Raw genomic sequence first — 1,266 nt, 5'->3', positions numbered from 1 at the left:
CTGATCCTCCCCCGCTTTCACGGACACCTCTGATACGCTCCTTGCGGGCGGGGAAGGTGTTTGATGGCCAAGACGAGACGCGAGTTCACCCCCGAGTTCAAACGCGAGGCGGTGGCCCTGCTGGAAAGTAGCGGCCGGCCGCAGATGCAGATCGCAGCCGAGCTCGGGATCCAACCCTCAATGCTGAGGCAGTGGCGCTCGGCGCTGATGGGTGGCTCCCCACCACCGCGAGCAGAAAGGTCACCGGGAGCCGCGCCTGCGAGCCCAGTGGCGTCCCCCTCCGACCAAGCCGCTGAGATCGCCCGTCTGCGGCGTGAACTCGACCGGACGCGCATGGAGCGCGACGTCCTAAAAAAAGCGATCGGCATCTTCGCGGAGATGCCCAAGTGACGTTCGCCTTCATCGAGCAGCATGCGAACACCTAGCCGGTGCGTCTCATGTGCCGCGTGCTCGCAGTCTCCCCCAGCGGTTACTACGGCTGGCGGTCACGTCCCGAGAGCGACCGGTCGGTGTCGAACCGTCAACTCCTCGACGACATCCGGCGGATACATGCCGAGCATCATCGGCGCTATGGCTCACCTCGGGTGCACGCGGCCTTGCGCGCAGAGGGCCGAACCGTCAGTCGCGGGCGGGTGGAGCGCCTGATGCGCCGTCAAGGCATCCGGGCTCTGGCAGGGCGTCGGTTCCGGCCCTGCACCACCGACAGCCGTCATGATCTGCCGATCGCGCCCAACCTCCTCAAACAACAGTTCTCGGCTGCCCTGCCCAACACGGTTTGGTTGGCCGATATCACCTACCTGCCCACCGGCGAGGGCTGGCTCTATCTGGCCGCCGTTCTCGATCTCGCCACGCGAAGAATCGTCGGTTGGTCCATGCGCGACCACATGCGGACCGAGCTGACATCGGCCGCCTTGATGAGGGCCACCCAACGGCAGCGACCGGCCGCTGGGCTCATCTGTCACTCGGATCGCGGCAGCCAATACGCCGCCGAGGCCTACCGAAAGCAGCTTGTCGACATGAAGGCGACGCCCTCCATGAGCCGTACGGGCTGTTGTTACGACAATGCTCCCATGGAAAGCTTCTTCCACACACTCAAGGTCGAACTCGTCCACCAACGACGATGGGCGACCCGGGACGAGGCCCGACGCGACCTGTTCGCCGACATCGAGGGCTACGACAATCGGCAGCGCATCCACTCAGCGCTCGGTTACATCACGCCCGAGCAAGCCGAGCGGAATGCAAGCTAAACCCCGTGTCCGCGAAAGC

Annotated in this window: 1 pseudogene; it reads left to right on the top strand. The window is 65.0% G+C overall.

From position 1 onward, the window contains the following. The first annotated feature begins 63 nt into the window (after window positions 1–63). Window positions 64–1,247, top strand: a pseudogene (locus E4V01_RS25320) (IS3 family transposase). Window positions 1,248–1,266: the final 19 nt, after the last annotated feature.

This window comes from Methylorubrum sp. Q1, from assembly GCF_004683995.1.
In the GTDB taxonomy this organism is placed as follows: domain Bacteria; phylum Pseudomonadota; class Alphaproteobacteria; order Rhizobiales; family Beijerinckiaceae; genus Methylobacterium.
The sequence above is the reverse complement of the archived record's forward strand: the minus strand, read 5'-3'. Positions and strand labels throughout refer to the sequence as shown.